Below are 24,575 nucleotides of genomic sequence, written 5' to 3' on the forward strand. Positions count from 1 at the left end.
TCAAGGAATGACATTCTGAGGAAATTCGGTATGATAGAAGTAAGGAGGAGAGATCTCATGCAATCATATTCTAAACACCAGTCATATGGTTTTCGGTTAAAAGGAGATTATCAAGAACGCGTTGCAGGTCTTCATTCAATTGGAAAGGAGTCCCGGAGTGAGCATACCTATATTTGGGATGGATTAAAAAGAGGGGAAGAAGGAAGAGTAGTTTTTCAATATACGTTAGATGGTAAAGGAGCAATTAGAATTGGCAACGAAATCTACCCATTAACGAAAGGTGATGCTTTTTTCGTAAAAATCCCTAGTGATCATTGTTACTACTTACCGGAAGAATCAACGTACTGGGATTTCATCTATATGACCGTTTATGGGAAGGAAGCAATTCGCCATTTTCAGTATTTATCAGAAAAATATGGTCATATCCTTCAGCTCCCGGACCACTCTAGACCAATTAAACACATATTGCGAGTATTGCAGAAAATTGAAGCAACTGGTATTAATCATGGCTATGAAGCTTCGGGCTATGCCTATAGTTTTTTGATGGAATGCTCGCAATATTTTGAGCATGAACAACTTCAAGAGGACCAGTTACCTGTCGCCATCTCAAAGGCAGTTTCCTTTATGGAAAACAATTATGCTGAGGATATCTCATTAGATGATATTGTTGCCGCATCTGGTTTATCCAAATATCATTTCACGAGGCTTTTTTCTGCTTCTATCAATCAAACTCCTGTTCGTTATTTAACCAAGGTACGCATTCAGCACGCCTTAGACCTTTTACAAAATAATGAGAAAACAATAGACGAAATTGCCCAAGAAGTTGGATTTTCATCCAGTAATTATTTTAGTAAAGTGTTTAAGAAATTATTGAATGAGACACCAAGTGAGTATCGTCAAAATAAATACGTGATGCCCGTCGATCGATTATTCATTGATTAATAACCGCAATATTTTACTCTTATTAAAAATATTTACGATTGTAAACGTTTCAAAATCCTCATAAGATGATAGTAAGTAATAGCAATTTAATGCGAATGAGGAGGAGAAAATATGTCCAAAATTACGTTTCTAGGAGCAGGAAGTACGGTTTTCGCCAAAAATGTACTAGGTGACTGTATGACAGTAGAGGCCTTACAAGGTTTCGAATTTGCCTTATTTGATATCGATCACCAGCGTTTGAATGATTCGGAAATGATGTTAAACAATTTAAAGAAAAGTTTAAACGCGAATGTGAAAGTAACAGCTTATCATGATCGTAAAGAGGCATTGAGGGATGCCAAATATGTGATTAATGCTATACAAGTCGGAGGTTACGACCCGTGTACGATTACCGACTTTGAAGTGCCAAAGAAATACGGATTACGCCAGACAATTGCAGATACATTAGGGATAGGCGGGCTCTTCCGAAACTTAAGAACGATTCCTGTGATGCAGGAATTCGCTCGTGACATGAAAGAAGTTTGCCCTGATGCATGGTTTTTAAATTATACAAATCCAATGGCGGTATTAACTAATGTGATGCTAAAAGAAGGGATTAAAACTGTCGGATTGTGCCACAGTGTTCAGGTTTGTGCTAGCCATTTATTAGATTCTTTAGAGATGCCGAAAGATAATGTGCAGTGGAAGATTGCCGGCATTAATCACATTGCATGGTTACTTGAAATAACAAGGAACGGGGAAGATCTCTATCCGGAAATTAAAAAACGTGCAAAAGAAAAACAACAAGAAAAGCATGACGATATGGTGCGTTTTGAATTAATGGATAAGTTCGGCTACTATGTGACAGAGTCATCGGAGCATAATGCCGAATACCATCCATACTTTATTAAGAGCAAGTATCCGGAATTAATCGAGAAATATAATATTCCATTAGATGAATATCCGCGTCGCTGTGTGAACCAAATTGAAGGCTGGAAGAAAATGCGGGATGATCTTGTCAACGATCAAAACTTGCAGCATGAACGCACACATGAATATGGTTCATACATCATTGAAGCAATGGAAACGAATCAACCATTTAAAATAGGTGGTAACGTTTTGAATACTGGAGGACTAATCAGCAACTTGCCGGAAAATGCTGTCGTTGAAGTTCCTTGTTTAGTGGATGCAAGTGGGGTAACACCTACCTATGTTGGTGATTTGCCAGAACAATTGGCAGCACTGAACAGGACCAACATTAATACACAACTATTAACAATAGAAGCGGCGCTTACGAAGAAAAAGGAAAAAATTTATCAGGCAGCACTCCTCGATCCACATACTGCAGCAGAGTTATCCATTAATGATATTATCACTTTATGTGACGATTTAATTGAAGAACATGGAGATTGGTTGCCGGAATATCAATAAGAAAAAGAACACCTTCTTACTACTATCTGCAGAAAAAAGAAGGTGTTCTTTTATTTTTTTACCCCCAATTTAACATTTACGTAATAAATAGAATTTGTTAGTAACTATTTTACTAAACATATTAAAAATCGTTAAAACTTCTAAATAAACATATTGAAAGCGGTTAAATTATGTGTTAATATCGTTTTAACAAAAATAAAATTTACTAAATTATTGATGTTTAATGTGATTTATTTACTAAAAGTGGGGGTTGAGGTTATTATGGCAACTATAAAAGAGATTGCGATCAAATCAAAGGTTTCGCCGGCAACAGTATCACGAGTATTAAATAATGATGCTTCACTATCTGTTGCAGAGGAAACACGAAAACGAATATTACAAGTAGCTGAAAGCTTAAACTACAAGACCATGAGAATAAGGAAAAAACAAACAGAAAGTCATAAAACTTCTTACAAATTCGGTATATTTTTATGTCAATCTTTAGCAGAGGAATTAAACGACCCTTACTTCCTATCCATTAGACAAGGGGTAGAAAATCAATGCAGAGACTTAGAAATAGAAACAACGGAGATATACCGTATCCATAGTTTTCAACTTTCACAAATAAATGAAGGATTAGACGGATTAATTGTAATAGGAAAAATTGATACCGAAATCATTAACAAATTAAAACAAAAAATTAAATGTTTTGTTTATGTAGATTGCTCACCAGATGAGGATCAATTTGATTCGGTCGTTATCGATTTTCAAAAATCTACAAATCTAGCTCTAGACCATTTAATAAAACTAGGTTATCAAAGAGTTGGTTATATCGGAGGTGTACAAGCAGAACATAGGCAACAAAAGGAAAAGAGATTATTTGATGACGAACGATATAAAATATTTAATAAAAAAATGAAAAAGTTAGGGAAGTATGCGAAAGATCATATCTTTATTGGAGAATTTACCATGTCAGAAGGTTATCGTCTGATGAAAGAATCGATTGCTAAGGGTAATTTGCCAGATGCATATTTTATCGCTAGTGATCCTATGGCGGTGGGGGCCTTGAGAGCACTTCAAGAAGAACATATTAAGGTACCAGACGACGTTGCAATTGTAAGCTTTGACGATGTGGAAATGGCGAAGTTTGCCAGTTGTCCATTATCAACTGTTCATGTGCCGACAGAACTAATGGGTAGAACAAGTGTCAAGCTGTTGGTTGATCGCATACAAGGTCGGGATATTCCTTTGAAGGTAACTGTACCTACCAATTTTGTAGTTAGAGAGAGTTGTGGTGGTGCAGAAAAATAATTATATTTTTACAACTTTAAGGAGGTGAGACCAACATTGAATAAATGTAACCTTGCAGTCCTAGAAAGGTTTTTGGCGGAACGAATCTAGGACTACAAGCACTCTTTTTTGGACAAGAGCACTCTCATTATAAATGAAATTTAGTGCTCCTTACAATGTTTACAGTTTTTAAATATTTTATAAAAAGGAGTTTTATAATGAAAACGTTTTTAAAATCATTAATAATTATTAGCTTTATTTCTGTCGTATTAATCGGTTGCTCTGCTGGAGGATCGTCAGATGATACAAATGGAGAAGGTGGAATGGACGGGGTAACCCTTTCTTTATATTCTACTGTGACAAATGAAGCAGATCAAAAAGCGATGGAATCTGTTATTGGGAAATTTGAGGAAGAATATCCGGATATTACTATCGATTACAACTTTCCAGCTGGGGAATATGAGAGTCAATTACGTGTGAAAATGGCTGCAAATGATATGCCTGACTTATTTGATACACATGGTTGGTCACAAAATCGCTATGGTGAATACACAATGGATTTAAGTGATATGAACTGGGTAGCAGATTTGGATCCTGCTTTAGAAGAAATTTTTACGGACGAAGATGGGAAAGTATATGCTTATCCCATTAATCAAGCGAAAGATGGATTAACATACAACAAAAACGTGCTTGATGACTATGGAATCGAGCCACCTAATACATTTGATGAATTTATGACAGCGCTTGAAACGATTAAAGAAGAAAGCAATGGAGATGTAACACCATTATGGTTTGGAGGTAGTGAAGAAGGTGAGTTTGGTCAGTTCTTTGATCAATTTGCCACACCGTTATTAATTACACACCCTGATCACGATTATAGTGAAGCATTATTAGATGGATCATTTGATTGGGAACCTTATACATTCTTACCTGAGAAGTTATTAGAAATGCAAGAAAAAGAATTGATTAATCTAGATGCATTAACAGCGCAAGTTCATGAAAAAACACAGTTATTAGCACAGGATAAAATTGCCTTTGTTATGGCAACAACTCCAATTGGTGCTGTTCGGGAATTAAACCCTGATGCAGAATTAGGTGTTATGCCAGTGCCTGCAATTCATGAAGGTGGAGAGCAAAGTTGGATTGGTGGGGAACGTCACACCTATGCGATCTGGAAAGACACAGAGTATCCGGAAGAAGCCAAGACATTTATAGAATTTTTAGCTCAACCAGAAATAGTGCAGGAATTAGCAGAAGGTACGTCATTGCCAGCAGGGCTTACGAACGCATCTGCAGATATTTATTTCCAACCTTACTACGATGAGTATTCTGATGTAGTGGTAGAACCTTATTTCGACAGGGTATTCTTACCGAGTGGTATGTGGGAACCGATGGGTACAGCAGGGCAAGAATTGTTATCTGGGTCCTTAACACCTGAAGACGTATCAGAAAAAATGGCTACAGAATATACTCGACTATTAGAACAAGAGGGGTCGGAATAAAAAAACTGTGTATAACGAGTAGGGGATTATCCCCTGCTCGTTCCATAATAGGAGTTGAATAGCGATGAATAAAAGCACAAAGAATACTGCAAAAATAGAAAATAATTCATCACTTTGGTGGATGTATTTACCAGCATTCCTGTTTGTAGCTTTCTTTATTGTGTATCCTTTTGTGAATGGTATTCGGATTTCATTTACAAACTGGAATGGCTTTTCGCAAATGTATGATTTTATTGGTTTAAAGCAATATACACGTATGCTGACAGACCCCGATACATGGACTATTGTAAGAAATACATTATTATATGGCATCGGCAGTACAGTTTTTCAAAATATTTTAGGTTTAGTTTATGCATTACTTTTAAATCAAAGTATAAAATTTAAAGCAATAACAAGGACGGTTGTTTATTTACCCGTAATTATCAGTCCGTTAATCATGGGGTATATTTGGTATTTTTTCTTTGCTTACCAGGGTGGCGCATTAAATGATGTCTTGATGGCATTAGGAGGAGATCCCATTAATGCATTAGGAAATGCGGACTTAAATATTTGGATTATCGTATTCGTAAATACCTTCCAATTCGTTGGAATAGCGATGATAATATATTTGGCAGGTTTATAAAGTGTTTCCAAAGACTTTTATGAAGCGGCAGAAATTGATGGTGCTTCTTCCTTTCAACAGTTCAAAAACATTACACTACCTTTATTAATGCCATCGATCACCATTAATATGGTTATTAATATTATTGGTGGTTTAAAATTATTTGATGTCATTATTTCATTAACAGGTGGCGGCCCTGGAAATGCATCCCAATCGATGTCTACTTTTATGTATGACTTATATTTTTCGCGACAGGATGCGGGTTATGCAGCAACACAAGGTGTGTTAATGATGGTGATTATATTGATCTTAAGTTTATCGGCTCTTGTGTACTTCCGTCGTAAGGAGGTGGAGGCATAATGAATTATTCTTCCAGAAGAAAAAAGACAACATTATCGATCATGGCTTTGGTTATTACACTTTTACATCTTATGCCTTTTTATATCTTAATCACAACAGCATTAAAGGCAAAAGGTGATTTCAGCTCAAAATGGGTTTTTCCTGCAGAAATTAATTGGAGTAATTTTAGTGAAGCGTGGGAAAAGGCGAATTTAGGTAATGCTCTGTTGAATACAACGATTATAACATTCTTTGCTGCCATACTATTAATTATGGTAGGTTCTCTCGCAGCATATCCTTTAGCAAGAAGACAAACGAAATTAAATAAATTTATGTATATGTTCTTCATTGCAATTATGGTAGTACCGCCATTAGCAGCGTTAGTACCGTTGTATCAATTAGTTGTTAGCATCGGATTGATGAATACACATGAAGTAGCTATTTTTAACAATGTAGCAGCTTATTTACCGTTAACTATTTTCTTATATGCAGGTTTTATTCGTTCGACTATTCCGAAATCACTGGAGGAAGCAGCGCGAATTGATGGTGCAAGTACAATGAGTATCTTCTTCCGAATCGTATTTCCATTATTAAAGCCTGTTACAGCTTCTGTTTTGATCATTGCATGTGTATTTATCTGGAATGATTATCAGTTTGCGATTTTCTTCTTACAAGATAAATCGGTACAAACAATGACAGTTGCGCTATCAGGGTTCTTTGGAGAGAATACAAACAACTTAAATCTTGTAGCATCAGCAGCTATTATAGCAATGTTGCCGATGGTTATTCTATTTTTATTTTTACAAAAGTACTTTATTAAAGGATTAGCATCAGGATCAGTAAAAGGATAAAGGAGTTTAAACATGACAATTGCGTATAATGACCAAACTAGAGAGTTCCATCTACAAACCAATCAATCCAGCTATATTTTTACAGTATTAGAAAATGAACAACTCGGGCATCTTTATTACGGCAAAAAAGTAAAACATAAAGATTCTTTTCAACATTATCTGGAAACAGGATTTCGTTCCAATATCACCTACTTAAAAGAAGGAGATATGACTTTCTCATTGGAGCAGACAAAACAGGAATATCCTTCTTATGGTACAACTGATTTCCGTGAGCCAGCATACCAAGTGTTGCAAGAGAATGGTAGCAGAATTACCGATTTCCAGTATAAAGAGCATAAGATCTACAAAGGTAAGCCCAAATTGAATGGTTTACCAGCCACATATGCTGAAAACGGTGATCCGGTAGAAACAGTAGAAATAATATTGTACGATGACGAAATCGATGCAGAATTGATCTTACTTTACTCTGTTTTTGAAGAACAAGATGCAATAGTACGCAGTGCCAAGTTTATTAATTATGGTAAACAGAACCTCAACGTTATTCGTGCGATGAGTGCAAATGTGGATTTCTTCGACTCTGATTATGAAATGATGCAGTTATCAGGAGCGTGGAGTAGAGAACGACACCTTAAAACACGGAAATTGGAAGAAGGAATCCAACATATTTCGAGTACACGTGGCATTAGTAGTAGTCAGCACAATCCGTTTACTGCATTAAAGCGACCAAAGACTACTGAATTTCAAGGTGATGTTTACGGTTTCAGTCTGGTCTACAGCGGTAACTTTCTTGCGCAGGTAGAAGTAGATTACTTAGATGTTGCACGTGTCAGTTTAGGAATAAACCCATTTGATTTCAATTGGTTATTGGAAGAAAATGAAAGCTTTCAAACTCCGGAAGTAGTGATGACTTATTCTAATCAAGGGTTAAATGGAATGAGTCAAAACTTTCATCATCTTTATCAAAAACGTTTAGTAAGAGGCAAATGGCGTGACCGAGCACGACCAATTTTAACAAATAACTGGGAAGGAACGTATTTTGACTTTGATGAAGAAAAAATACTCGAGATGGCAAAACAATCTAACAAATTAGGTGTCGAACTATTTGTACTGGATGATGGCTGGTTTGGTAAACGTAATGATGACACAACTTCACTAGGTGATTGGTTTGTTAATGATGATAAATTACCAAATGGTATAACCGGTCTTGCTGAAAAAGTAACGGATCTTGGAATGGATTTTGGCTTGTGGTTTGAACCTGAAATGGTATCGAAGGTAAGTAAGCTATATGAAGAGCATCCAGACTGGATTATTCATGTGCCAAACCGAAATCCGTCACATGGTCGTAACCAGTATGTGCTTGACTTCTCCCGTAAAGAAGTAGTTGATACGCTTTATCATATGATCGCTGAAATCTTACGAGATGCCCCGATTTCTTATGTAAAATGGGATATGAACCGCTATTTAACGGAGATTGGTTCACGAGTATTGCCTGCCGACCGACAGCGTGAAGTAACGCACCGTTATATATTGGGGGTTTATGATTTATATGAACGTTTAACGTCTGAGTTTCCTGATATTTTATTTGAATCTTGTGCAAGTGGTGGCTGTCGATTTGATCCTGGTATGTTATACTATGCTCCTCAAACGTGGACAAGTGATGATACAGATGCAGTAGAACGACTTAAAATTCAATATGGTACATCTTTTATATATCCAATAAGTTCAATGGGAGCACACGTATCCGCAGTCCCTAACCATCAAGTGGGACGTTATACAAGTTTGCGAACCAGAGCAGAAGTAGCATATTTCGGTGCATTCGGTTATGAGTTGGATGTGACAAGAATGCCGGAGTCGGAAAAGCAGGAGATCAAAGAGCAAATTGCATTTTTCAAAAAGCATCGCGAAGTATTTCAATTCGGGACATTCCACCGTATCCATAGCCCGTTTGAAAAAGACGGTAATCGAACATCATGGATTTCAGTATCAAAAGATAAGTCCAAGGCTGTAGTAGCAGATTATCATGTCTTATCTCGTCCTAATCCAGGTTTTAACCGCTTGTTACTAAAGGGGTTAGACCCAGAGGCAAACTATGAAATGGAAGGATATGAAGGGATATATCATGGGGATGAATTAATGGAGATTGGTATACCGCTAGATCACGAACGATTCCGTGAACGTCATGAACATGAAGTAGCCGGTGACTTCTACTCGCGCCTTTTTGTAATTCATAAGAAATAATAAAAAGGATCTCTGCTTATTTAGTAGAGATCCTTTTAACAATTTATCAAAGCTCACTAAATACATTTATATAATGATTTCAACTATCCTTTATGTACTGCAACAGCTGTAACCGCTCGTTTCTTCTCATGAGCGAGAATGGGCTCAGCTACTCGTTTGCGGAAAAATTGGATGAACGGACCTGTGAAAAAGGCGAGTATAACAGTTGCGACACCGACTATTGCACCAAACGAAAACCCAATCACCACACATAAACTATCTGTTGTAATCCTCGCGATCGGGAAAGGCACCTTGTTTTTGGATAATTTCACAATAACGAAGGCTAAGGCATCATATGGTGAAATTCCCAAATTCGGCGTTATATATAATGCAACACCTGAACTAGCAAATATAACAGCGATTGCCATCAAGGTTAAACGAATAGCGAGGATAGGCATATCATCAAAGAAAAAGCTATAACCGTATACTATAAAGTCCGATATAAAGCCAATTCCAATCATGTTCACAATAGTTCCAATTCCAATTAAACTTCGGGAATAAAGAAAGATAACCCCAAGTAAAAGAAAGTTAAATATCAACTGATAAACGCCAAGTGAAATACCAAGAAAGCCGCTTATGCCAAGGTTTAGTGTTGAATAAGGATCGGTCCCAAAAGCGCTAATTCGTAATAGTGCGACAGCAATCCCGATAAACAGGTTGCCAATGAGCACCATATTAAATCTTCTCCATGTCATCGCTTTCATGCTGTGTCCCCTTTTATCTCTTTTATATAAAAAAATCTATTTTGGTTTAGTATTGCCCCATAGATATTATATCCGAAATGTTTTGATATGGATAGAGTAAACTGATGAATGATAAAGGAAGTGAAACCTATAAACTAAAGGAGTGTTGACATTTTGTCAACACTCCTTTATCTTAAATATAGATTTTAAAAAGAAGGTGTACTCGTATGTCAACAAATTATGTTGTGTTAATAAAAGAAGCACTAAATGAAAGAAATAAAAGTATGCGTCAATTGGCAAAAGAAACAGGGATTAACGTTTCCACTATCTCTAGAATTATGAATGGGAAGAGAAAAGCAACGTTAGGTCATCTTAAAGCTATTTCAACAAGCTTACATATTCCTTTATCAGAATTAGTAAGTTCTGAAGAAAGTGGTGAGCCGACCCAGCCAGTATCTTTTAAACATGTACGTGCTCTCATCTCGGAAATGAATCTGCCTGTAAAAAATTTTTCAGCTGACAGATTGAAAGAAAGGTTACTTGAGTATCGGAAAGAGAGTAATACAGAAGAGGGAAGAGCTACCATTCTAAAACAGTTCAAATCAAAAATGGCTGCTTTAGGCGGACAAGGTCCGTATATACAACAGTTAGAGTCTATGTATCAAACCTTTAAAGAAAAGAAAGCAACTAAAAAAGAGCTTTTATTAATAGGAAGTGCATTGTTTTATTTTATTGCATCAGTGGACATTATTCCAGATTACTTATTTCCTATAGGGTACTTAGATGATGCACTAGCTATACAGTACGTTATGCAATCTTTATCACGGTGCTAATGTCTGTAAGTCCCCTCCAATTAACACAAGGAAGCAAAATAAGGTAACAGATACTAGGACCCTGATAAGTTTCGCTATGATTAGTGGTGGCCAAAATCCCCTACTGATAATAGTCCTACTTTATCAACGAAGCATTAAAAGAAGGAAGAGACATATGACAAAGAAACCTACACTCGATTATCTAATGCTTATTATTTTAATCGGTCTATTAATGATTAGTTTGTTAGCTGTATACAGTGGAACAGGTCAATACACGGATGGGCAATCGTTTTATTTTGCCAGAAGACAATTTATTTGGTACATCGTCAGTATGGCTATCATGATTGGTATTGCTTACTTTGATTATGACTTACTTGAAAACTGGGCCGTTTATTTATATATTTTGGGGATTTTGCTACTTATTTATGTTCGTTATTTTGGTATTGAAAGAAATGGTTCTCAAAGATGGATGAATCTTGGGTTTATGGACCTGCAGCCATCAGAATTAATGAAAATATTCTTAGTTATTTATTTGGCAGCCATTTATAAAAAATATGGTACAGAAAAATTAACCTTTATCAAAAGTATTCCACTTGTTTTAAAAACTGTCGCTGTTCTGGCAATCCCGTTTATTTTGATTCTTAAACAACCAGATTTAGGATCTGCCCTTTTAATTGCAGTGACAGCACTAGGTTTATTATTGATGTCCAATATAAGTAATAGGATGATTGTCTGTGTTATGTCTGTATTGATCTCCGGTGTAATATTAGTAATCTATTTATTTTCGCAACATGAAGAATGGATCTCTAGATTTTTTGAGCCACATCAATTGGGCCGAATTTACAGTTGGATTAACCCAGCTGAATATACGATGAATTTTGGCTATCAATTAAGACAAGCCATGTTAGGGATAGGTGCAGGTCAGTTGACAGGATCAGGGTTTAATCAAGGTTATCAAGTCCAAAGTGGTCGTGTGCCTGAAGCGCATACTGATTTTGTGTTTGCTGTGATTGGAGAAGAATTTGGCTTTATAGGAGGTAGTATTTTAATTGTTCTCTATTTTTTACTAATCTATCGCATCATAGTGATTGCGTTAAAAATAGACGATTTATTTGGTGTTTATATTTGTGTTGGTATTATTACACTTCTCTCCTTCCAAAGCTTCCAAAATATCGCGATGACGATAGGCTTAATGCCTGTAACAGGAATAGCACTACCATTTATTAGTTATGGTGGAAGTGCGTTAATCACCAATATGTTTGCATTAGGCTTAGTTCAAAGTATTTATGTGCGCTCTAAAGATTATATGTTTGCATCAGAGAATGATATGACTGCATAAGGGGAGTATATGATGAAGCGGTTGAGAAATATAGACTTAACATTGTTAATGGTACTTTTGTTGTTTGTTACCTTTGGTGTCGTAATGGTTTATAGTGCAAGCTACCCTTATGCATATATCCAGCATGATAATGCATCATACTATTTTCACAGACAGCTATTTTGGCTTGTTTTTAGCGGATTATTTTCAATAGGTGCTATGCTATTGCCATATCAAGTATATGGAAAATTAAGTCCCTTGCTTGTTTTGTTTACTTTGACAGCATTAGTTCTCGTTTTAATACCTGGAGTCGGAGTGGAACGAAATTTTTCAACTAGATGGATTTCAATCGGTGGATTTCTATTTCAGCCAGTTGAATTTGCGAAACTTGCTATGCTTATTTATTTTGCTTACTTCTATAGTAGAAAAGAAGCCTATATTGGTCATTTTGGCAAAGGAGTTATTCCACCACTTATTATTTTGGCACTTATATTTGGTTTGTTACTGAAACAACCAGATTTAGGGTCTGCAACATTAATATTATTTTCATGTGGGATGATTTTATTTTTTACAAAAATTCGATTTCGTCACTTATTTTTACTAGGAAGTGTTGCAGTCTCAATATTTATTTTCTTCGCAATGAAGTCACCTTACCGACTTGAGAGAGTTGCATCTTTCATAGATCCCTTTGCAGATGCCCAAGGATCAGGTTATCAGCTAGTTAATTCTTATATCTCGATCCATACAGGAGGTATTACTGGAAACGGATTGGGGGGAAGTGTTCAGAAGCTTGGCTATTTACCAGAGGCACATACAGACTTTATTATGTCGATCATAACGGAAGAATTGGGTCTGTTTGGAGTCGTAGCTGTGTTAAGTTTCTATTTCTTTCTTTTTGTGAAAGGGATTCGGATTGCAATGCATGCAAGAGATGAATTTGGTAAACTGTTAGCCTTTGGAATTACCTTTCAAATCATTATACAAGCGTTTATTAATTTAGGTGCGATTTTAGGAATGATGCCTATTACTGGTATCACCTTACCTTTTATTAGTTACGGTGGTTCATCATTAATAGTAACGATGGTTTCGGCGGGAATATTATTAAATATTTCTGCCTATTCTATTAAGTATGTGGAAAATTAAATGGTGTTTCCCTATCAACTTCTCTCCCAATCGATATATAATAGAGGATGGGGGTGGGGACATGCCTCAAGCTTGGCTACTTGGACCTTTCGTGATCAAGGTTGATCTGGTTCTAATAATTGTTAGTTTTGTACTAGGCTTTCTTTTCTTTTACTGGATCAGCCCATATCCAAAGGAAAAAACAAAGAACATAATCGATACGGTTTCTAATATTTTCATTACTTTCATGATTGCCATTTGGATTGGAAAAATAGTGCTTCAATTTCAAACGTTTTTGTCAGACCCTGTTGCTATCTTGGCTTATCCAGCTAATACGAATGCATTTTACATAGCGGTTATCCTAACTATTCTGTTTAGTAAGTGGAGATGGATCAAATCGATTGATCAATATTATGACAATCTCTATGTATTTAGCACGGTGTTTCTCACGACTAATTTCATTTATTCTTTTTTGGATCATATATTGTACCAGAAGAACTGGTTATATCTCATAGGTCTAATCCTATTATTAGTTTTTATCATTTATTCCAGTGATAAAAAGTCGCCGAACATCATTGCAAATATTACATTAATCGGATGGGGACTACTGCAAATAGTAACACAAACCACGATTTTTCAATTTACACCACATCTAATCTTTTATATCGTTTTCGTCATGATTGGCGTTCTCCAAGGATATACATATTACCGTAATAGGAGGAGTATGCGATGAAAAAATGGATCATTAGTGCCGTTTTATTAGCAATGGTGGCATGGGCTGTTATCGACGTGGTAATAGATAACAAGATTACAGAGGCAGATAATATTGGTCTGGAAATAGGAAATATTGCACCGGATTTTGAGTTAGAAACACTGGGCGGGGAAACGGTGAAATTATCGGATTACCGTGGTGAGCCGGTGATGCTTAATTTTTGGGCAACATGGTGTCCTCCATGCCGATCGGAAATGCCGGATATGCAACGTTTTTATGAGGATACAGACATGAAGATTTTAGCGATTAATTTAACGGATACGGAATCTAATTTTGAAGATGTTGGTCAGTTTGTAGAGGAATATGATCTGACATTTACGATTCCGTTAGATCAGGGAAATGTTGTGGGCGATCGTTATCAAATTCGTCCTATTCCTACCACTTATATGTTAGATTCCAATGGTATCATCCAGTTTAATGTATTTGGTCCGCTTAACTACGACCAGATGATGTTGGAATATAATAAATTGAAATAGTAGGCGGACATTAAATCCGTTATATATGACAAAAATGCTGTTGTGACGGTGTTTGTGGACATTTGTTCCGTTATTCTATATCAAATTCGCTTATTTTTGGCTTGTTTCATCAAATAAGGAACTCAATGTCCGCTCACTGCTAAAAAAGGGCATTATTTAACCAAATAACGGACCGAATGTCCAAACGATGATATTCTCAAGCCTTGTGTTTTTGCTTTCTTCTAACAAGATAATAGGCGGTCATCCCCGAAGCGATGGGGATAACAATTGCAACTCCCATTCCCGCAGTAAAGATGGTAATCATTTCGTCACTAAATACTTTGGAATTAATGATCTCCCCGAATGAATAAGATAAATCTTTAAACCATATTAAGAGTGCCATATAACCACCGAAAAATGCAAAGAAAAGCGTGTTCGTACTAGTACCCAATATATCTTTGCCGATGCGGATCCCTGTTAAAAACAGTTCCATTCTTGAAATGGTAGGGTTTTGTTGATGGATTTCACGCATAGGAGATGTGATAGAAATGGCCGTGTCTACAATTGCTCCAATCGTACTCATAATAATAACGGCTGTGGCAATTTTTACAAAATCCAATCCAATTTGTAAGGAAAAGTAATAAATGCTATCAGATTCTTCTTCGCCAAATCCTTGAATCATTGATTCTTCTGTGATGAAAATAATAAATAACAGTAATAACACAATCGTAATAATTGTCGAAAGGAAAGCCAATGTTGTTTTACTATTGACTTCATTGATGAAAAAGAGACTAACTGCGCTGATAACAATACATGCTAGTAATGTTAAAAGAACAGGGTCACCATTTGGATCATTCATAATTAAAATAACAGTGATTAGAACAAAGAAATTTATAATAAATGCAATAAAGGATTTTATACCTTTCTTTCCACCGACAATTGCCATTAAGACAAATAAAATGATTGCTAATACGAATAATGCGCTCATTGTTTCGCCTGCTTTCTTTTAATGAAGAAGATCGAAGTATAAATTGTTATCGGTATGGTTAAGACGATTCCGATACCGCCAGCTAAAGCACGTGCTAGCTCCATCGAGAGGTTTGTGGATAAGGTGAAACCAAATGCTGACTCATTTTTGAAATATAATAATAACATGGGAATGGAGCCACTGACATATGCAAAAAATAGTATGTTGGTTGTTGTCCCCATAATATCTTTTCCAATTTCCAAACCTGCTTTTTTTATTATGCTTAACTTAATATTGTTGTTTTTATGATATAACTCAAAGATCGACGAGGACAAGGTAATCGCTATATCCATGACTGCTCCTAACGATCCGATTAAAAGTCCTGCCATAAAAACAATTTGCGGATTCCTACTTAGAAAGGACATTTCCTCATAACGTAATCCCTGCTCTCCTGTTACAAAAAGGGCAAAATAAGCAATCAAAAGTGAACTTAACGTACCAAGTAAGGTGGCGACAATCGCTGTATATGTTTTTTCATTAAAGCCACTGACCAACAGTAACGATATCACGGTAAAAAGGACAATGCTAATACCGCAAATGACCATTAAACTAAGGTCTGAATTTTGTAGATAAATGTCCAATGCTAACGATAAGATGCCGGCATTTACCGCTAAGCTGATCACCGATAGGGTCCCCTGTTTCTTACCGATGGCAAGCAAAATAATGATGAAAATCCAAGCTACCAAGATGAGATACTTATCACGTTTGACATCTTCAATGGTTCCGGTAGAAGTGGATTCATCAATGGTGACGAATACTTCATCCCCTGTATCAAATGCTTGATCAACTGCCTGTGATTCGAAGTATTCATTCGTTATTTCGATCATTTTCCCTTTGTTGGAACCGTTTTGTACTTCAGCTGTGATTTCCTGGGTAACCATATAATCTTGATTTTGATGCTGATCAACCGTTTCTGCTTTATCCGTTTGTACTGTATTGGTTATTTTGCCAATTGGTCTGTCATAGAATTCGTGGTTGTGATTGACAAAAATAATCGAACTGATAAAGCATACAGCAATCAGAGTGACTATTAGAAGTTGCTGTTTTGTTAAATTTTTTATCCATGCTTTCAAGCTGTTCACTCCATCATTTATATTAAAGAAATTACGCAAGGGTTAATCAATCGGCACAATCCGTTCTCCAAATCTTCAGTCTCGCTAATAATCAATGGGGTAAAACCTCCATTGATCATAGTATCACTTTATAAATGCAAAGGAGTAGGAAATCCGTAAGTATGGAGCCGGTTGATCCTGATAAACATTTTCCGTATTGATTAAAATCCTCTTTGGAATCTTCTAAGTTTGGGTTTTTCCCTACTTCCTACATAATAGCATCCCTTTAAACTCTTTGTCATACAGATAAGGTGATTTCTTTATTAAATTTTGAATAAATGTACCAACTGGTTAATAACCGTATAACAGCCTAATTTTTGTTCGTTGGCACAAAGTTTAGTAAAGGAGGACTTATACCCCCGAATTGTATCATATTTCATAAATGTAACGAATTTTGAAATAGTACCTCGGATTGATGGAATTTCAACAAGATTTACTATAATGAAAAACGTCTTAATGTTTAGCGAAACCGTTAAGACGTTTTTAATGTCTGACAAATAAGCAAAACTGGTTTAATTGATTGCAGATCTAAATTATTTCTTTGACACAAAAACAACTTGCCATTATGATAATAAAAGAAAACCCTAGTAAACTAATAAGAAAAGAGTGATTTAGATGGAAACAACAGTGAAAGTTCAAGCTGCAGATGCAGTAAAAGATTCCATACAACAAAAAAATTCGAATTTAAATAAACCACAAATGCCACTTATAATTGGGGGATTAATAGTTGGTTTCATATTATTGGTCTATTTAATGTTTTCCCAAAATAGCGTTCAACCGTTATTACTAGTAATTGGTCTGTTACTTGGTTATACATTATTTCATGCGCGATTTGGCTTTACTTCGGCCTTCCGTAGGTTTATGTCTGTTGGTAATGGGCAGGCATTACGATCACATATGTTAATGTTGGCTGTTGCTGTTACATTATTTGCTCCCATTCTAGCATTTGGTTTTTCTTTCTTTGGTGGAGAAGTTGCTGGTTATGTATCACCAGTTGGATTGAGTCTCGTTGTAGGAGCTTTCATGTTTGGGATAGGGATGCAATTAGGTGGAGGTTGTGCTTCTGGTACCCTTTATGCAGTCGGTGGTGGACGTTCTGTCATGTTTGTCACGCTATTATTCTTTATTATTGGTTCAACAGTAGGGGCCTATCATCTTCCATTTTGGACAGAAGATTTACCAGCCTTCGAACCTGTCTCTATAGCAACATCTACAGGGATTGGCTATGGTGGTGCTTGGATATTGTCAATTGCATTATTTGGACTAATAGCTTGGATATCCCTAGTTGTAGAGAAAAAGAAACGTGCACCAAAAATGGCTCCATTACCTTCTGAAAAAGGCTGGAAGAGGATTTTTCGTGGATCATGGCCATTATTTGCTGCAGCAATTGTATTAGCAGTTCTTAATGCCTTAACATTAATGACTCGCGGTGCTCCATGGGGAGTTACTTCTGCTTTTGCCTTATGGGGCTCAAAAGTAGCACAATTCTTTGGAGTCGATGTAGCTAGTTGGGGTTATTGGCAAGGCGCAAATGCTTCCGTACTAGAGGCATCTATTTTTGCTGACTCTACTACTGTGTTAAATTTAGGTGTTATTCTTGGGGCATTCCTCGCATCAGCAGCAGGTGGACTCTTCAAGTTTTCTAAAATAACAGGGAAAAATGCGATGGCGTCTGTAATTGGTGGTCTACTGATGGGCTATGGTGCCCGTCTTGCATTTGGATGTAATATTGGTGCTTATTTTGGTGGCATTGCCTCCTTCAGCCTTCACGGTTATATTTGGGGGATTCTAGCATTAGCGGGTACTTTTGTAGCACTATATCTCAGACCACTATTTGGATTATCCGTACCGAAACCAAAAGATTCATTTTGTTAATAAGGAGAAAAAATCACCATGCAGGATATGCCCATGGTGATTTTTTAGCTTTTTGTAATAGTGAATAAACTAGCCTAGCTATACGCACTTTTATAACTATGATAAGATGTTTGTACCACATAGTTATTCGTTTAAATGTTAGTAAAGTCGCTAGTATGTTATATTAAAGTGTAATGTTTATGGAAAGGATGTTCCTTCATGAAGAAAACCGTAGTGTTAGCGGAAAAGCCTTCTGTTGCCCGTGATATAGCACGAGTATTACAGTGTAATAAAAAAGGAAATGGCTTTTTAGAGGGTCAAAAATATATTGTTACTTGGGCGCTAGGACATTTAGTTACACTAGCAGATCCCGAGGTTTATGATGATAAATATAAAACATGGAAACTGGATGAACTTCCGATGTTACCAGACCGATTAAAATTAGTAGTAATTAAGAAAACAGGCAAACAATTTCAAACCGTAAAAAATCAACTTGTTCGAAAAGATGTGCATGATATCGTGATTGCTACGGATGCTGGACGTGAAGGGGAATTAGTGGCACGCTGGATTTTGGAAAAGGTTCGTGTTAACAAACCTGTCAAAAGGTTATGGATTTCTTCTGTAACAGATCAAGCGATCAAGCAAGGTTTTCATAACTTAAAACCAGCCAAACAATACGATAATCTTTATGCATCAGCAGTTGCTCGATCAGAAGCAGACTGGTATGTTGGACTGAATGCAACGAGAGCATTGACGACGAAATTTAATGCGCAGCTATCGAGCGGTCGTGTACAAACACCAACCCTAGCGATGATTGCATCGAGAGAGAAGGAAATTAAACAATTCCAGCCGAAAAAATATTACCAACTGAAAGCACGATCAAAGGATGGCATTACCTTAACTTGGCAAAATGCTAAAGGAGAAACACGCCTGTTTGATCAATCAAAGGCAAAGGAACTACAATCTAAATTACAAAATAAAACGATAGCTGTCACTCGTATCGACAAAAAGAATAAAAAGAGCTATGCTCCTAGCCTTTATGACTTAACCGATTTGCAGCGGGATGCAAACCGTATTTTCGGTTTTTCAGGAAAACAAACATTATCCATCATGCAGAAACTTTATGAACAGCATAAAGTATTGACTTATCCACGAACCGATTCTAAATATATTTCCACTGATATTGTGCCTACATTAAAGGAAAGAGTCGTAAGCTGTGGAGTAGGTCCATATGCGAAGATAGCAAACAAAATAAAGAAACAGCCGATCAAAGCTCATAAATCGTTTGTTGATAACAGCAAAGTTTCCGATCACCATGCGATTATTCCGACAGAAGAGCCGGTGTATTTATCGAAATTATCTGATCACGAACAAAAAATATATGATCTCGTAATTAAGCGATTTTTAGCAGTTTTATTGCCACCATTTCAGTTTGAAAAAATCGAGTTACAAGCTGAAATAGCTGGTGAAACATTTACTGCTAGTGGGAAAAATGTGATTGATCCAGGCTTTAAAGCTGTTTATAACCATGACAATGACGATGAGGACGAACAAAAGATCAGTGATATCCAAGAAAAACATGTCTGGGAAAACCCAAGCTTAACATTGATCGAAGGGGAAACAAAACCGCCAGAACGCTTAACAGAGGGAACATTACTACAAGCAATGGAAAATCCAGCGAAGTTTTTAGAAAGAGATGAAAAACACGCATCCAAAACGCTACAAGCAACTGGTGGTTTAGGAACTGTCGCAACGAGAGCAGATATTATCGAAAAATTGTTTAATACCTTTTACATCGAGAAAAAAGGGAAATATCTTCACCTTACATCAAAAGGTAAACAGTTACTTGAGCTTGTACCAGCTGATCTACGTTCTCCGTTGTTAACGGCAGAGTGGGAGAAAAAGCTGAATCAGATTGCAAATGGTCAACTGAAGAAAACAGCCTTTATCAGTGAAATAAAAGGATATACAAAGGAAATCGTGCACCAAGTGAAAACGACTGATGCCAAATATAAACACGATAACATGACCGGTACGAAATGTCCTAAATGTGGAAAGCTTATGTTAGAAGTAAATGGAAAGAAAGGTCGCATGCTTGTCTGTCAAGACAGAGAATGTGGAGAGCGTAAGCCGATCGCCAAAAAAACGAATGCGCGTTGTCCTAATTGCCATAAAAGAATGGAACTACGCGGACAAGGTGAAGGACAAACCTTTTCCTGTGTATGTGGATATCGTGAAAAGCTATCTTCATTCCAAAAACGAAAAGAAAAACAAGGCAAGAATAAAGCAACGAAACGAGATGTGAACAAATATATGAAACAACAGGACGACGGATTTGCCAACACTGCATTGGCAGACGCACTTGCTAAATTAAAGAAAAAGTAAAAGAAAACAACGTGGTAGTTAGATACGCCTCGTTGTTTTTTTAGTAAGTCACAACTTTTATAAGCAAGTAATATAGAAAAAGTTGATTCAATACATGTGATTAAAGAATGCAAAGACAGCTATTCAGCTGAAGTTGCCATTTTGAAAGATAGCTAGTGTAATTCAACCGCTACGGCTGACTGTTTCGACTTCTCTAGTGTTAGCATGATCTAACTTTTTCTACAACAAGAACAGAAAAAGTATATGGGTTTTTTAACAATTTTAGTGATTGTTTATGCCATACCTTACCCTTTCACAGGGATAATAACCCAAGATACCTGGTCCTCCTGTGGGAATCGATTGCTCGAAACAGTTAGCTGAAGGGTAAACCCCACAGAAAGGGAAGTGGGCAGCCGGAGTGGTAAACAAACAGTCGCTATATTTCATAATGGTTACTTTTACACTTTTTGACAAGCCACCCTTGCACATCGATAAAAAATATAATATAGTAAAATTACATTTATATTGAATTTTTTTCCACCTAAGAAAATCAAAGTGAAACTATGATCATTAGTGAAACTTATCAGGGTGTTAGCATTTGCTTAGCTTCTTCTATTTACTTGAAGCTTGAAGTGGAGGTCGTACAGACGGTTAGCACCGTGATAAATGTTTCAAAATTGAAATAATACGCCTCAAGTCTTACTTCAAAATATATCTACAGCCCATTATCCAAATTGATAAGACAAACTATCATATACAGATGGAAGGAGGGGCGAAGGTGAAAAAAGTTTATCTTCTTTTCACAGATACTGGGACGATGTTATCACGTATCATTAATCTGTGTACAAAATCAACTTTAAATCATGCATCGATTGCTTTTGATTCTTCTTTAACAGAAGTATACAGTTTCGGAAGAAAGCATCCATATAATCCTTGGATTGGTGGATTTGTCAGAGAAAATTTACGTACTCCATTTTTTAGTCATTCTAAATGTGCGATCTATCAATTATCGATATCAGATGATACATATTATGTATTAAAACAACGAATAGAAAAAATGGAAGCTGAAACAGATCAATACCGCTATAATTTGTTAGGTCTATTTGGTGTCCTCTTAAACATGGAATGGCAACGCGAGCATGCTTATTTCTGTTCGGAATTTGTCGTTACCATCTTGAAAGAGGCAGGGATTTACGTTGATGAGAAACCGGCATGTCTGGTGAAACCGCAGGATTTAAAAGAGTGGAAAGCATTAGAATTAATTTATCACGGAGATTTACCCGTCTATTTAGAGCATCATGGTGGTTACCAAGTGAATGTACCATTATGGAAAAAGATTTATAGTTAACAGCAATTATTTATATATTTATTTTTCAAGAGTCTTAACCAAGGCTCTTGTTTTTTATAATTGGTGAAAGTTTGCTATCGGATATTTCTAGTCACAACATTTGCCTAGTTTTTCATAGAATATCTTGAGTAAATGTTTAGGAGGAAAAGAATATGTACCCATATTACCAGTACGGCTATCCGCAATATCAAATGTATCCGTATGATTTCCGCCAAAATTTCATTAATGGGCAGGCGACTTGGACAGAAGGCGGAAATGTAACCCAATGTAATATTCCTTGGTCTTATAATCAATACATGACAGTAGCTGTCAGCACCAATTCCCCTTATCAATGTGGCCAAACCATTAAAGTAAGAAACCCGCAGAATGCTAGAGAAGTTATTGTGACGGTCGTGGATACAGTGCCGAACGCACCGGAAACAAACTTAAACTTGCATCGCAGGGCATTTGAGGCATTAGGTGTAAATCCATCTGTAGGAGTGTTGTCCATTCAATTTGAACCATCACCTGAATTGGAGCAGGTTAAATGGGGGAAGTATTTGTTAGAAGTTACCCAGACCGCTTATCCGAACTATAATGTGACAGATTATAATTTTGTTAAAAAAACACAGCCCTCGCAAAATCAAGTAAGAGAAGTTTACGATTATTCTTTACAAAACACGCAAGAACGGTTAACTGTCAGAGGAACAGTAGTATATAATCCGACAACAGATCGTGTTATTTCATTTGATATTAGAGAACTATAGAATGGGATATAGCACTACACCTATTTTGCTGCCAGTTGCGATGAATGTAGGAATTGATCCGGTCCATGTCGGTGTATTACTTATTTTGTGTTTAGCAGTAGGACTTGTGACACCTTCAGTTAGTTCTACGATAGGAAGGATCGCGGTTGAAAGAGCATCACTTGGAATTCTCACATTCGACGCAGCCATGATTGTAATATTATTAGTAGTAGCATACTTCCCACAAGTATCCCTATTCCTTCGAGCGCTGTTTGGCTATTATCCGAATGAAACACACGCATTCTGTTTTCATGAGATGCGTGTGTTTTTAGTTTTAGTCTCCGGTAATGAAAAAATGTGTACATAGATTATTACCTGGTAAATCAGGGCAGAGTGCGGACATTTTGGACTTCTGTCAAGAAAGTGGACACCTAAATAACGAATACATGTCAGATTACCGTAGCCTTTTCTTCACTTTTCAAATGATAGATGATACCGCGGAGGCATCAAGCCCAAACCACTTGACCCCTCCACGGAATCATCTGGCTAGTCGCTAAGTGATGAAAAGGCAACTTACTGCTTCGATAAGTGCTCTTTCTTTTATGCCGCATGCTGCCTATCGTATTTTTGCTTGAACGCTACCGGAGATATAAAACCAATGGATCCATGTATTCTTTTTCGATTATAGAAAAGCTCTATATAACGATAAATCTCCGCGTAAGCTTGCTCCTTCGTTTGAAATCGTTGACCTCTCATTAATTCTTTTTTGATTAGGCTGAAGAACGATTCTGCACAAGCATTATCATAACAATTTCCTGTACGACTCATGCTTGCCTCCATACCAAATTCTTTCAGTTTGTCCCGGTACTCCGTAGAAGCGTATTGTGTACCACGGTCGGAGTGGTGAAGCAAGCCTTTTTCTGGGTTTCTTAACGTATAAGCATCTTCTAGTGCTTGAAGAACTAATGACGTTTCCATATGTCCATCTAAGCGCCAACCAACTATTTCACGAGTATATAAGTCCAGAATCGCAGCTAAATATAAGCGCCCTTGTCGACAAGGGATATAGGTGATATCAGCTACCCATATCTTGTTTGGTTCTGGTGCTGTAAAGTGTTGATTTAACCTATTAGGTGCTACAGGATCATCATGATTTGAATGCGTTGTAGATACTTTATATGGCTTAGATACACAAGATCGTAAGTTTAGTTCTTTCATGTACACACTAACGGTTCTTTCTGTTACTTGATATCCTTCTTGGACTAATAGCTTTGTGATTTTGGGACTACCATATATACTGTCAGCATCGTAATAATGGTATTTAATTCGTTTCTTTATGGCTTCCCTACGTATTTCTTGTGGACTCGGCTTATGCTTTCTCCATTTGAAATAACCGCTCGTAGACACCTCTAATACTTTACACATCTTCTCCACTGAAAACACCGAGCGATTGTCTTCAATGAATAGAAACTTCATTTTTTTGGTCTGCTGAAGATGTGCACCGCCTTTTTTACGATAGCCAATTCTTCCTCGGTCTCCGCTATTTTCTTGTCTTTTGCCTTTAGTTCCCGTTCTTTTTCCTTTAGTTCTCGCTCCAGTTTCTTTAAACGTTCTTCCACCACCACCGGTTCGTTTTCAAATTCGCGATATTTACTCATCCATTCATGCAGACAACTTAGTGGAACCTTGATATCTTCCGCAATCTCTGTCATGGTTTTCTTTTGCTTTTGCTCTTGCGCAAACTTTACCGTTTCTCTTTTAAACTCTTCACTGTATCTTTGCCGATGTTCTC

General features: G+C 36.7%; 21 protein-coding genes and 1 pseudogene. 17 read left to right on the forward strand and 5 right to left on the reverse strand.

Annotated elements, in window-relative coordinates; genetic code table 11:
* Nucleotides 1–57: 57 nt before the first annotated feature.
* From J5J03_RS18565 to J5J03_RS18595, 7 genes and pseudogenes are all read left to right on the forward strand, one after another.
* Nucleotides 58–942, forward strand: coding sequence for an AraC family transcriptional regulator (locus J5J03_RS18565; RefSeq protein WP_208591793.1), 885 nt, complete (start codon nucleotides 58–60; stop codon nucleotides 940–942).
* A gap of 111 nt (nucleotides 943–1,053) precedes the next feature.
* A complete protein-coding gene (melA, locus tag J5J03_RS18570; RefSeq protein ID WP_208591795.1) occupies nucleotides 1,054–2,352 on the forward strand; it encodes an alpha-glucosidase/alpha-galactosidase in 1,299 nt (432 codons plus the stop codon).
* A gap of 261 nt (nucleotides 2,353–2,613) precedes the next feature.
* A complete protein-coding gene (locus J5J03_RS18575; RefSeq protein WP_208591797.1) occupies nucleotides 2,614–3,642 on the forward strand; it encodes a LacI family DNA-binding transcriptional regulator in 1,029 nt (342 codons plus the stop codon).
* A 197-nt stretch (nucleotides 3,643–3,839) separates the two neighbouring features.
* Complete coding sequence (locus tag J5J03_RS18580) at nucleotides 3,840–5,123, forward strand: ABC transporter substrate-binding protein (protein ID WP_208591799.1); 1,284 nt, start codon at nucleotides 3,840–3,842, stop codon at nucleotides 5,121–5,123.
* Between the two features lie 64 nt (nucleotides 5,124–5,187).
* A pseudogene (locus tag J5J03_RS18585) lies at nucleotides 5,188–6,084 on the forward strand (carbohydrate ABC transporter permease).
* Entirely contained in the window at nucleotides 6,084–6,914 is an 831-nt protein-coding gene (locus J5J03_RS18590) for a carbohydrate ABC transporter permease (RefSeq protein ID WP_208591802.1), read from the forward strand. Before J5J03_RS18585 ends, J5J03_RS18590 begins: the two are co-directional and overlap by 1 nt.
* Nucleotides 6,915–6,926: 12 nt before the next feature.
* Nucleotides 6,927–9,152, forward strand: coding sequence for an alpha-galactosidase (locus J5J03_RS18595; protein ID WP_208591825.1), 2,226 nt, complete (start codon nucleotides 6,927–6,929; stop codon nucleotides 9,150–9,152).
* An 83-nt stretch (nucleotides 9,153–9,235) separates the two neighbouring features.
* On the opposite strand, the gene J5J03_RS18600 is transcribed toward J5J03_RS18595, so the two are convergent.
* A complete protein-coding gene (locus tag J5J03_RS18600; RefSeq protein WP_208591827.1) occupies nucleotides 9,236–9,895 on the reverse strand; it encodes a YczE/YyaS/YitT family protein in 660 nt (219 codons plus the stop codon).
* A gap of 206 nt (nucleotides 9,896–10,101) precedes the next feature.
* Here J5J03_RS18600 and J5J03_RS18605 point away from each other — a divergent pair, with 206 nt between their 5' ends.
* The 5 genes from J5J03_RS18605 to J5J03_RS18625 all read left to right on the forward strand — a co-directional run bounded on the left by J5J03_RS18605 (nucleotide 10,102) and on the right by J5J03_RS18625 (nucleotide 14,374).
* Nucleotides 10,102–10,707, forward strand: a complete 606-nt coding sequence (locus J5J03_RS18605; RefSeq protein ID WP_208591829.1) for a helix-turn-helix domain-containing protein — start codon at nucleotides 10,102–10,104, stop codon at nucleotides 10,705–10,707.
* A 154-nt stretch (nucleotides 10,708–10,861) separates the two neighbouring features.
* Nucleotides 10,862–12,025, forward strand: a complete 1,164-nt coding sequence (rodA, locus tag J5J03_RS18610) for a rod shape-determining protein RodA (RefSeq protein WP_208591832.1) — start codon at nucleotides 10,862–10,864, stop codon at nucleotides 12,023–12,025.
* Between the two features lie 12 nt (nucleotides 12,026–12,037).
* On the forward strand, nucleotides 12,038–13,147 hold the full coding sequence (gene ftsW, locus J5J03_RS18615) for a putative lipid II flippase FtsW (RefSeq protein WP_208591834.1): 1,110 nt from the start codon (nucleotides 12,038–12,040) through the stop codon (nucleotides 13,145–13,147).
* 61 nt (nucleotides 13,148–13,208) lie between these two features.
* Nucleotides 13,209–13,859 (forward strand): hypothetical protein, encoded by a 651-nt coding sequence (locus tag J5J03_RS18620; protein WP_208591836.1) that lies wholly within the window; start codon nucleotides 13,209–13,211, stop codon nucleotides 13,857–13,859.
* Nucleotides 13,856–14,374, forward strand: a complete 519-nt coding sequence (locus J5J03_RS18625; protein ID WP_208591845.1) for a redoxin domain-containing protein — start codon at nucleotides 13,856–13,858, stop codon at nucleotides 14,372–14,374. Before J5J03_RS18620 ends, J5J03_RS18625 begins: the two co-directional genes overlap by 4 nt.
* A 196-nt stretch (nucleotides 14,375–14,570) precedes the next feature.
* On the opposite strand, the gene J5J03_RS18630 is transcribed toward J5J03_RS18625, so the two are convergent.
* On the reverse strand, nucleotides 14,571–15,341 hold the full coding sequence (locus J5J03_RS18630; RefSeq protein WP_208591847.1) for a YibE/F family protein: 771 nt from the start codon (nucleotides 15,339–15,341) through the stop codon (nucleotides 14,571–14,573).
* Nucleotides 15,338–16,453 carry a YibE/F family protein gene (locus tag J5J03_RS18635; protein ID WP_208591849.1) on the reverse strand — a complete coding sequence of 372 codons (1,116 nt, stop codon included), beginning with the start codon at nucleotides 16,451–16,453 and terminating at the stop codon, nucleotides 15,338–15,340. Before J5J03_RS18635 ends, J5J03_RS18630 begins: the two co-directional genes overlap by 4 nt.
* A gap of 654 nt (nucleotides 16,454–17,107) precedes the next feature.
* Here J5J03_RS18635 and J5J03_RS18640 point away from each other — a divergent pair.
* From J5J03_RS18640 to J5J03_RS18660, 5 genes are all read left to right on the forward strand, one after another.
* Nucleotides 17,108–18,367 carry a YeeE/YedE family protein gene (locus tag J5J03_RS18640; protein ID WP_208591857.1) on the forward strand — a complete coding sequence of 420 codons (1,260 nt, stop codon included), beginning with the start codon at nucleotides 17,108–17,110 and terminating at the stop codon, nucleotides 18,365–18,367.
* Between the two features lie 198 nt (nucleotides 18,368–18,565).
* Nucleotides 18,566–20,731, forward strand: coding sequence for a DNA topoisomerase III (locus J5J03_RS18645; protein WP_208591859.1), 2,166 nt, complete (start codon nucleotides 18,566–18,568; stop codon nucleotides 20,729–20,731).
* A gap of 757 nt (nucleotides 20,732–21,488) precedes the next feature.
* Nucleotides 21,489–22,058, forward strand: coding sequence for a hypothetical protein (locus J5J03_RS18650; protein ID WP_208591861.1), 570 nt, complete (start codon nucleotides 21,489–21,491; stop codon nucleotides 22,056–22,058).
* A gap of 152 nt (nucleotides 22,059–22,210) precedes the next feature.
* Complete coding sequence (locus J5J03_RS18655; protein WP_208591863.1) at nucleotides 22,211–22,804, forward strand: DUF3889 domain-containing protein; 594 nt, start codon at nucleotides 22,211–22,213, stop codon at nucleotides 22,802–22,804.
* A gap of 1 nt (nucleotide 22,805) precedes the next feature.
* Complete coding sequence (locus tag J5J03_RS18660) at nucleotides 22,806–23,150, forward strand: TRAP transporter large permease subunit (protein ID WP_231710829.1); 345 nt, start codon at nucleotides 22,806–22,808, stop codon at nucleotides 23,148–23,150.
* Nucleotides 23,151–23,383: 233 nt separating this feature from the next.
* On the opposite strand, the gene J5J03_RS18665 is transcribed toward J5J03_RS18660, so the two are convergent.
* Both J5J03_RS18665 and J5J03_RS18670 read right to left on the reverse strand, forming a co-directional pair.
* The gene (locus tag J5J03_RS18665) at nucleotides 23,384–24,259 is read right to left on the reverse strand and encodes an IS3 family transposase (protein WP_208585884.1); all 876 of its coding nucleotides are present in this window, start codon (nucleotides 24,257–24,259) and stop codon (nucleotides 23,384–23,386) included.
* The coding region (locus tag J5J03_RS18670; protein WP_208586293.1) for a transposase at nucleotides 24,256–24,575 on the reverse strand (320 nt) is incomplete at its 5' end. The genes J5J03_RS18665 and J5J03_RS18670, both read right to left, overlap by 4 nt.

Origin of the sequence: Gracilibacillus suaedae (genome assembly GCF_017599345.1) — a bacterium.
GTDB lineage: Bacteria > Bacillota > Bacilli > Bacillales > Amphibacillaceae > Gracilibacillus > Gracilibacillus suaedae.